The 8,469-nt window shown below is 47.1% G+C and carries 9 protein-coding genes; 2 read left to right on the top strand and 7 right to left on the bottom strand.

All coding sequences use genetic code 11. The annotated features are described in order from the left end of the window. Positions 1-119: 119 nt before the first annotated feature. The 6 genes from ftsY to BLU98_RS10595 form a co-directional block, all read right to left on the bottom strand. Entirely contained in the window at positions 120-1,079 is a 960-nt protein-coding gene (ftsY, locus tag BLU98_RS10620) for a signal recognition particle-docking protein FtsY (protein WP_092724001.1), read from the bottom strand. A 162-nt stretch (positions 1,080-1,241) separates the two neighbouring features. After that, on the bottom strand, positions 1,242-1,415 hold the full coding sequence (locus BLU98_RS10615; RefSeq protein WP_084220435.1) for a DUF4295 family protein: 174 nt from the start codon (positions 1,413-1,415) through the stop codon (positions 1,242-1,244). A 2-nt stretch (positions 1,416-1,417) separates the two neighbouring features. Then, entirely contained in the window at positions 1,418-1,600 is a 183-nt protein-coding gene (gene rpmG, locus BLU98_RS10610; protein ID WP_092724000.1) for a 50S ribosomal protein L33, read from the bottom strand. A gap of 25 nt (positions 1,601-1,625) precedes the next feature. Then, positions 1,626-1,862, bottom strand: a complete 237-nt coding sequence (rpmB, locus tag BLU98_RS10605; protein ID WP_026770222.1) for a 50S ribosomal protein L28 — start codon at positions 1,860-1,862, stop codon at positions 1,626-1,628. Positions 1,863-2,066: 204 nt separating this feature from the next. Next, on the bottom strand, positions 2,067-2,471 hold the full coding sequence (locus BLU98_RS10600) for a retropepsin-like aspartic protease (protein ID WP_051347753.1): 405 nt from the start codon (positions 2,469-2,471) through the stop codon (positions 2,067-2,069). 99 nt (positions 2,472-2,570) lie between these two features. Next, entirely contained in the window at positions 2,571-4,199 is a 1,629-nt protein-coding gene (locus BLU98_RS10595) for an ABC-F family ATP-binding cassette domain-containing protein (RefSeq protein ID WP_092723999.1), read from the bottom strand. Between the two features lie 78 nt (positions 4,200-4,277). On the opposite strand from BLU98_RS10595, the gene BLU98_RS10590 reads away from it, so the two are divergent. Both BLU98_RS10590 and BLU98_RS10585 read left to right on the top strand, forming a co-directional pair. Continuing rightward, positions 4,278-5,675, top strand: a complete 1,398-nt coding sequence (locus BLU98_RS10590; protein ID WP_092723998.1) for a C45 family autoproteolytic acyltransferase/hydrolase — start codon at positions 4,278-4,280, stop codon at positions 5,673-5,675. A gap of 14 nt (positions 5,676-5,689) precedes the next feature. Then, complete coding sequence (locus BLU98_RS10585) at positions 5,690-7,237, top strand: serine hydrolase (RefSeq protein ID WP_092723997.1); 1,548 nt, start codon at positions 5,690-5,692, stop codon at positions 7,235-7,237. Positions 7,238-7,389: 152 nt separating this feature from the next. On the opposite strand, the gene tsaD is transcribed toward BLU98_RS10585, so the two are convergent. Next, entirely contained in the window at positions 7,390-8,397 is a 1,008-nt protein-coding gene (gene tsaD / locus BLU98_RS10580; RefSeq protein ID WP_092723996.1) for a tRNA (adenosine(37)-N6)-threonylcarbamoyltransferase complex transferase subunit TsaD, read from the bottom strand. Positions 8,398-8,469: the final 72 nt, after the last annotated feature.

The following is an 8,469-nucleotide window of genomic DNA, read 5'->3' as shown; positions in this document are numbered from 1 at the left end:
TATTGTATGATAACCTATATCTTTTTATTCACCTCCATTGTGCACAAACCCACCCTTAAAAATAAAAAGAGGCTGCCCTTTTGAGACAGCCTCTTTTATTTTTTCTATAGAGATTAGCATCAGCCAAGTTTGAAAAGGCTGTCTACGAATTCGTGTTTATCGAAGATGATGAGGTCATCTATTTTTTCTCCTACGCCAATGTATTTGACCGGTATTTTAAATTGGTTGGCAATGGCCAATACCACGCCCCCTTTGGCCGTGCCATCGAGCTTGGTAATGGAAATAGCAGATACATCTGTAGTAGCAGTGAATTGTTTGGCTTGTTCTACTGCGTTTTGTCCGGTTGAACCATCCAGCACGAGCATCACTTCATGCGGCGCCTGCGGAATAAGTTTTTGAATCACTCGTCTGATCTTACTCAACTCGTCCATGAGGTGGGCTTTGTTGTGTAATCGACCTGCTGTATCAATGATGGCTACGTCTGCGTTTTTGGCAATGGCGCTTTGCACAGTATCGTAAGCAACAGCGCTGGGATCTGAGCCCATGGCCTGTTTTACAATAGATACGCCTACCCGTTCGCTCCAGATGGTGAGCTGGTCTACTGCTGCGGCCCTGAAAGTATCGGCAGCGCCCAGGATCACCTGTTTGCCGGCTTTCTTGTAATTGTGCGCCAGTTTACCAATAGTGGTGGTTTTGCCTACACCGTTCACGCCTACTACCAGTATCACATAAGGTTTCTTGCCTTCGGGGATATCGAAATCTTTGTAGTTCTGTTCGGGTGCGTCTACCAGTATGGCTTCTATTTCCTGTTGCAGCAGGTTGTTGAGTTCAGCGGTATTTACATATTTATCCTGCTTTACTCTTTTTTCAATGCGTTCAATGATCTGTACGGTGGTTTCAATACCTACATCGGCGCTCACGAGCGCTTCTTCCAGGTTATCGAGCACTTCTTCATCTACCGTGCTTTTACCGGCAATGGCTTTGGTGATCCTGGAAAAGAAACCTTCCTTGGTCTTTTGCAGACCCTGGTCGAGGCTTTCTTTTTCTTTTTTACCAAATAGTTTTCCGAGAATTCCCATATCAATTTATTTTTTGATCGTCATCCTGAGCGCAGCCGAGGGATCTGTCCGAGTGTTCAACAGGTCCTTCGACTCGCTTCGCTCGCTCAGGATGACGTGCACTAAATACAAAAAGCCTTCCGTTGGCTCGGAAAGCTTTTAATATCGTTGATACCCGATCAATTATTTTGATGACAGGAAATCTTTTACTTTGTCTTTGTGGACAATCGTCTCTTTAAAAGTATAAGCACCTGACTTGGGGCTGCGGATAGCCTTGATCACTTTAGTCCAGTTCTTAGCTTCAGCGGCTGCCTTCTGGTCTTTTACTTTCGCGTTTTTAGAAGCTGCTTTTGCCATGGTTATTTGATTTCTTTATGAACGGTTACTTTTTTCAGAATGGGGTTGAACTTTTTCAGCTCCATGCGCTCAGGAGTGTTCTTTTTGTTTTTAACGGTGATGTAACGGCTTGTACCGGGCTGACCGCTGGTCTTGTGCTCTGTACATTCCAGGATTACCTGCACCCTATTACCTTTCTTTGCCATTGTAGGTAGTTTACGTTGTTAATTGTTAGATTTTAGCTCCCTGGGCTCTCATTTCTTTGATCACCGTAGCCAAACCATTTTTGTTGATCGTTCTCAAAGCATCAGTTGAAACCTTAAGGGTAACCCAACGGTCTTCCTCAGCAAAAAAGAAACGTTTTTTCTGTAAATTAGGTAAGAACCGGCGCTTGGTCTTAATGTTTGAGTGAGAAACAGTGTGACCACCAATCGGCTTCTTTCCGGTAACCTGACATACTCTTGCCATGACTCTATTTTTTTCGGGACGGCAAAGGTAATGAAATACCCCAGATTTTCAATAGAAAAAGTTCCTTTTTTTAATATTTTCTCAACAGGGTGGTAGAAATACCATTTGGAAAATCTGCTAACCATTGATTATCCACATTTCCTGCCGCCGTAATAATATTCCGGACAATGCAAATCCGGAATATTATTATTGATAATGAACCCTTTAGCATAAAGCGGCCAATGCCTCTCCTTTCTTTAGTTGCAGTATGGCCACTTTAGGGTCTACATCCACCGTATCGTGGTCAAAATTGAGCTTAATACGCCATTTTTGTAAAGTAGCCGCTCCAATGATGGCCTCCTCGCTCAAATTGGGAACTACCAGAAATTCATCACTCAACAATATGTCGTGAATAAAGAAATCAAGTGTAATTCTCTCTTTGATCTCAATAAAATGGCCGTTACTGGCAGTCCCTAAACGTTTTACGCGTGAAAAAGCAGCAGCTCCGCCTAATTGTGCAACAAAAGACGAATTAATACAAGACAGGTTGGCTCCGCTGTCAAATAGCGTTACTAAACGGGCATCTCCTTTGGTCCCTTCATACAATAAGGGCAATTTAATTACTGACATAGCAATCGGTTTTAAGGTAAAATTAAGCACTCGCTCATAAAAAAAGCCGCTTCACAGCGGCTTTGGGAAAATTTTCGGCAAACACCTAACACTTTCCTATCAGGAAGCATACATTTCTTCACGCAATTCTTTCACACGCTTGTCATCCAGGTACTCATCAAACGTCATCAGCCTGTCGATAATACCCTTAGGGGTGAGCTCAATCACACGGTTAGCCACTGTTTGCATGAAAGTATGGTCGTGCGAAGTAAGCAATACCACACCGGGGAAAGTATTACATCCATCGTTGAAGCTCTGGATACTTTCCAGGTCGAGGTGGTTGGTAGGCTGATCCAGCGTAACTACGTTGGGGTTCTGCAGCATCATTCGGCTCACCATACAACGCACTTTCTCTCCCCCGCTCAGCACATTGGTTTTCTTCATGATGTCGTCTCCGCTGAACAGCATCTTGCCCAGGAAGCCGCGAATAAATGGCTCATCGGCATCGGTTACATGTGAAGGCACGAACTGGCGCAGCCAGTCCATCAGGTTCAGTCCCTGTGTAAAGAACTCACTGTTCTCCAACGGCAGGTAAGCCCTGGTAATAGTGGTGCCCCACTCATACTTACCGGCATCTGCTTTTGCATTGTCGTTGATGATCTCAAAGAAACTGGTAACCGCCGAAGGGTCGCGGCTAAGGAAAGCGATCTTATCGCCTTTGTTGATGTCAAAAGTTACTTTATCGAACAACACCCTGCCGTCTACGGTCTTCTTCAGGTTCTCTACATTCAGTATCTGGTTACCCACTTCACGGAGGGGTTGGAAAATGATACCGGGGTATTTACGGTTAGATGGTTCGATCTCTTCAATGGTAAGCTTCTCCAAAGCCTTCTTACGCGAAGTAGCCTGTTTACTCTTAGAAGCATTGGCCGAGAATCGCGCAATGAAGTCGAGCAATGCCTGGCGCTTCTCCTCGGTTTTCTTGTTCTTGTCGTTGATCTGTCGGCTCATCAATTGCGATGATTCGTACCAGAACGTATAGTTACCGGTAAACACTTTGATCTTGGCACGGTCTACATCGGCCACATGGGTACATACCGTATCTAAAAAGTGGCGGTCGTGACTCACCACCAGTACAATATTTTCATAATCGGCCAGGAAATTTTCCAGCCAGCCGATGGTTTCTATATCCAGTCCGTTCGTAGGCTCATCGAGCAGCAAGATATCGGGGTTACCGAAAAGCGATTGTGCCAGCAGCACCCGCACTTTCATGTTGGAAGGAATATCTTTCATCAGGCTGCCATGCATCTCGTCTTTGATGCCCAGGCTGCTCAGCAAAGTAGCCGCGTCGCTTTCTGCCGTATACCCGCCCATCTCACCAAATTCCGCTTCCAGCTCGCCTGCGCGGATACCATCTTCCTCCGAAAAATCGGCCTTGGCATAAATGGCTTCGCGCTCATGCATTACTTCCCACATTTTTTTGTGGCCCATCAGCACCGTATTCAATACGGTGTAGTCATCGAACTCGAAATGGTTCTGCTTCAGGAATGACATCCTTTCTCCGGGCGTAATTTCTACAGATCCCTTGTTGGGCTCTATCTCTCCACTCAGTATCTTCAAAAAAGTAGATTTACCGGCCCCGTTGGCTCCTATCACTCCATAACAGTTGCCTTTGATGAAATTGATGTTCACCTCATCGAACAATACCCTTTTACCATAAGCCAGGGTGATATTTCTTGCGCTGATCATTGCTTGCTTGATTTTTCCGGCGGCAAAATTAAGGGTTCACGGCCATAATCAATATCTTTAGCCATAACTTAACCTGACATGAAAACGTTTGCTCACCTGTGCCTGCTGGCGTTATGCCTCAGCCTGATGGCCTGCCGCAACAACCAGCCCGGTCAGCGCCTCGCCAAAGCCAGCCGCGAAAACAAAAACGGATGGATCTATGTTCACCTGGAAGGTAGTCCCGCCGATATCGGCTACCAGCACGGTTATTTATTGAGTGATGATATTGATACCTCCATACAGGCTGTCAGTTACCTGCTGGCGCACGATACGCAGAAGGACTGGAGCTTCTATCGCAGCTGTGCCAGGGATTTTCTCTGGCCCCACCTCGACCGTGAATACAAAGACGAGATCAACGGCATTGTAGAAGGCTTGCAGGCCCAGCACAAAAACTACGACAGTCTCGACATCACCGCATTGAATGCCGTTGAAGAACTGGCTTTTTATTATGTTCCTTCTTTGATGGAACAGGCGAAAGCCGGTAGTGGCAACAACAAAGCCCCCGGTAATTGCAGCGCTTTCATCGCCACCGGCAGTTATACCAAAGATGGTAAAATCGTTATAGGGCATAATAACTGGACCGAATACATCATTGGACAACACTGGAATGTGATTGCCGATATTGTTCCTGCCAAAGGCAACCATATACTGATGGATTGTATGCCCGGTTTCATTCACAGCGGCGACGACTTCCTCATCACCAACAATGGATTACTCATCACCGAAACCACCATCACCCAGTTCAAAGGCTTTGACACCACTGGTATCCCCGAATTTATGCGGGCGCGTAAAGCAGCGCAATACAGCAACAGCATCGACGATGTGGTGCGCATATTCACTACCGGTAACAATGGCGGATACGCGAACGACTGGCTCATTGGCGATACCAAGACCAATGAAGTGGCCAAACTGGAGCTGGGGTTGAAACATTACCGTGTATGGCGCTCAAAAGATACGGCCATCATCGGCTCCAATTTCCCCAGTGATGAGCAGCTGATCAAAGACGAAACAACTTTCAACGTGAACGACCCAACCACTTCACCCAATGGCCGCAAATTGCGCATGGAACAATTGGCGCTGGACCTCAAAGGCAAGCTCGATATCGGCACTGCCCAAACACTGGAAGCCGATCACTTCGATGCCACACAGGGAAGAAAGGCCAGTAACAAATGCGTGGTATGCGGACATATCGATGAAGATGCCAAAGGTTGCAGCGAATGGGACCTTGCTCCTTACTATCCCATGGGCGCTGTACAAGGAAAAGTGACCACCGCCGCCTTGGCAGGCAAGATGCAACTCTGGGCGCATATGGGGCATCCGTGCGGACAAGACTTCATTGGTGAAACCTTTTACAAAGCGCACCCCGAATACGCATGGCAATCGAAGTACCTGAAAAACCTGCGCGCTTATCCCTGGACTTTATTCTCTGCAAAATGACCAAACACTGCTCTATGACAAAAACGCTTTTTACTGCCTTCTGCCTGGGGCTGGCTACGCTCGTGCAGTCACAGCCGCTATCGGGCACAGCTATCGACAGCCTGGTGCAACGTTCCATGAAAGCCTTCAACGTGCCGGGCATTGCCGTATCGGTGATCAAAGACGGCAAAGTAATCCATTGCAAAGGTTACGGCGTTCGTTCGCTGAACACTATGCAAAAAGTGGATGAGAACACCCTGTTCGGCATTGCTTCCAACAGCAAAGCATTCACTGCTGCTGCATTGGGCATACTGGTTGACGAGAAAAAATTGAAATGGGATGATAAAGTGCGTGATTATATTCCCGAATTCAAATTGTATAGTCCCTTCGTAACCGAAGAATTCACCATACGCGACCTGCTCACGCACCGGAGCGGAATGGGCCTCGGCGCCGGCGACCTGATGTTCTTTCCCGATTCCAGTGATTTTACCCTGAAAGATATTTTATACAATCTCCGTTTTCTGAAACCTGTTTCCAGCTTCCGTACCAAATACGATTACGATAACAACCTGTACATCGTTGCAGGCGAAGTGGTGCACCGGGTGAGCGGCGAAAGCTGGGACGATTTTGTAACCGAACGCATATTAACGCCCCTGGGTATGACGCATACGGCTACTTCGTTTGAAAGGCTCCAAGACAAATCGAATGTGATCGATGGCCATGCACCGGTGGACGGCAAAGTGCAGGTGATCGCACGCAACACCATCGGGGAAAGCCACGCCGCGGGCGGCATCAATTCCAGTGTTGCGGACCTGAATAAATGGGTATTAACGCAACTCTCACATGGCAAATATGGCGATCAGCAATTGTTTTCAGATATGGTGCATGAAGAAATGTGGACGCCGCAAACCATCATCCCCGTTCGCAATCCCGGCCCCTATAACACGCATTTTGCCTCTTATGGGTTGGGATTTTTCATCAGCGATGTAAAAGGATACAAACAGCTTAGCCACACAGGCGGGCTCGAAGGCATGGTAACACAAATTACCATGATACCCGAACTGAACCTTGGCATTATTGTATTGACCAATCAACAGGAAGGTGGCGCTTTCTCGGCCATTACCAACCAGATCAAAGATGCTTATTTCAATATCAGTGGAACCGACCGCGTGAAAGAATATGCTGCTTCGCGGAACCAGATGCTTGCTTCGGCCAATCACCTGACCGATTCTATCTGGCATGAGATTGAAGTTGCACAAAAAGGCAGTAATGGTAAGATGGATTTCAATCAGTATGCCGGTACTTACCGCGATGTATGGTTTGGTGATGTGATGATATCTGTTAAGAATGGCAAATACTGGTTCGATTCTAAGCGCTCTCCTAAATTAACCGGTGAACTCTTCCCTTATAAAGGCAACAGTTTTGTAGTGAAGTGGCGCGACAGGAGTATAGATGCCGATGCTTTTGTAAACTTTGGCCTCGACGTCAATGGAAAAGGCGCTAGCATTACCATGAAACCGATATCACCGCTGACTGATTTTAGTTTTGATTTCCAGGACCTGGAGTTTCATAAGATTAATTAATTAGTTCGTCATCCCGAGCAACGTCACCCTGAGCGAGCGAAGCGAGTCGAAGGGGCAGCCGAGGGATCTACCCGAGTGTTCAGCAGGTCCTTCGACTCGCTTCGCTCGCTCAGGATGACGTTCTTCGCCCGCTCAGGATGACGGTCAGGGCATTACCACTCTGCTCTTGCTGAGGGGCTCGCTTCCAAACCAGTGAACTGCGAAGCCTGGTATTTGTAATAAGCAGTGATAGCAATCATCGCGGCATTATCGGTGCAGTATTCGAACTTAGGAATGAAGGTTTGCCATTTGTGTTTAACGCCCAGCTCCTGCAAAGCAGTCCGCAGGCCGCTGTTGGCGCTTACACCACCGGCAATGCATACTTGCTTTACGCCGGTTTCCTGCACCGCTTTTTTCACCTTCTTCAATAAAATATTGATGATGGTATGTTGCACAGAAGCGCAGAGATCATGCAGGTTTTGTTCTATGAAGCCCGGCTCCTGCTTTTGCAAAAAGTACAATACCGATGTTTTGAGTCCGCTGAAACTGAAATCCAGTTCGGGTATCTGCGGCTCGGCAAATTTGAAACGCAATGGGTCTCCCAACTTAGCGTATTTATCTATCAATGGGCCGCCAGGATATGGAAGTCCCAACAGTTTGGCTGTTTTATCGAACGCTTCTCCTGCTGCATCATCGATCGTTTCACCGATCACTTCCAGTTCCAGCGGACTTTTCGCCAATACGATCTGTGTATGTCCGCCACTCACCGTAAGACACAAAAAAGGAAAAGACGGCCGGTTCTCATCTATCAGGTTGGCCAGTACATGCGCCTGCATATGGTGCACACCAATCAATGGTTTATTCAGCGATAAAGCCAGCGACTTGGCAAATTGGGTACCAACCAGCAGGCTGCCAATCAGGCCAGGCGCCTGGGTAAAAGCAACAGCATCTATACTGGTTAAGTCAGGCGCACCAGGAAAAGCAGTTTGCAAGGCCGAATGCACAACGGGTACGATGTTCTGCATGTGCGCGCGGCTGGCCAGTTCCGGCACTACCCCACCGTATTTTTCGTGTACGGTTTGATTGGCAATATGGTTGGACAATATCTTTCCATCCACACATATTGCGGCAGATGTTTCATCGCAGGAAGATTCTATGGCGAGTATGGTAACCGGGCGCATGAAAAGTTAAAAGTTAAAACGCAAAAGTAATAAATGCCCGTTCATCCTGTGCATAAAACAGAGATCACATTA

The sequence above is a fragment of the Hydrobacter penzbergensis genome (assembly GCF_900106985.1).
Lineage (GTDB): Bacteria > Bacteroidota > Bacteroidia > Chitinophagales > Chitinophagaceae > Sediminibacterium > Sediminibacterium magnilacihabitans.
Note: the sequence above shows the minus strand (reverse complement) of the source record. Positions and strands in the feature narration are given on the sequence as shown.

What these genes read in the sequence shown, in the direction of transcription:
- ftsY (WP_092724001.1), bottom strand. Translation starts at nt 1,079, where the DNA reads ATGGGAATTCTCGGAAAACTATTTGGTAAAAAAGAAAAAGAAAGCCTC.
- BLU98_RS10615 (WP_084220435.1), bottom strand. Translation starts at nt 1,415, where the DNA reads ATGGCAAAAGCAGCTTCTAAAAACGCGAAAGTAAAAGACCAGAAGGCA.
- rpmG (WP_092724000.1), bottom strand. Translation starts at nt 1,600, where the DNA reads ATGGCAAAGAAAGGTAATAGGGTGCAGGTAATCCTGGAATGTACAGAG.
- rpmB (WP_026770222.1), bottom strand. Translation starts at nt 1,862, where the DNA reads ATGGCAAGAGTATGTCAGGTTACCGGAAAGAAGCCGATTGGTGGTCAC.
- BLU98_RS10600 (WP_051347753.1), bottom strand. Translation starts at nt 2,471, where the DNA reads ATGTCAGTAATTAAATTGCCCTTATTGTATGAAGGGACCAAAGGAGAT.
- BLU98_RS10595 (WP_092723999.1), bottom strand. Translation starts at nt 4,199, where the DNA reads ATGATCAGCGCAAGAAATATCACCCTGGCTTATGGTAAAAGGGTATTG.
- BLU98_RS10590 (WP_092723998.1), top strand. Translation starts at nt 4,278, where the DNA reads ATGAAAACGTTTGCTCACCTGTGCCTGCTGGCGTTATGCCTCAGCCTG.
- BLU98_RS10585 (WP_092723997.1), top strand. Translation starts at nt 5,690, where the DNA reads ATGACAAAAACGCTTTTTACTGCCTTCTGCCTGGGGCTGGCTACGCTC.
- tsaD (WP_092723996.1), bottom strand. Translation starts at nt 8,397, where the DNA reads ATGCGCCCGGTTACCATACTCGCCATAGAATCTTCCTGCGATGAAACA.